General features: G+C 38.4%; 1 pseudogene. It reads left to right on the top strand.

Annotation, left to right across the window (positions count from 1 at the left end):
* Nucleotides 1-268: pseudogene (locus SB753_RS37715) on the top strand (GABA permease); the annotation flags it as partial.

The following is a 268-nucleotide window of genomic DNA, read 5'->3' as shown; positions in this document are numbered from 1 at the left end:
CCTGTATTTTTAGGAATTGCCCTTGTCATGTTCTCCTTTATGGGAACAGAAATTGTCGCAACCGCAGCAGGTGAATCGTCTCAGCCTGAAAAAGCCATTACTATCGCGACCAATACCGTTATTTATCGCATCTTATTTTTCTATTTAGGATCTATCTTTATTTTAGTAACGGTTCTTCCATGGAATTCGTCAAGCCTAATGAAAAGCCCATTTGTATCTATTCTTGAATTAGTGAATGTACCGGCCGCAGCTCAAATTATGAACTTTA

This window comes from Paraburkholderia sp. SIMBA_053, assembly GCF_046534895.1.
GTDB classification, from domain to species: Bacteria; Pseudomonadota; Gammaproteobacteria; order Burkholderiales; family Burkholderiaceae; genus Paraburkholderia; species Paraburkholderia caledonica.
This window is presented reverse-complemented; position numbering and strand designations above follow the sequence as displayed.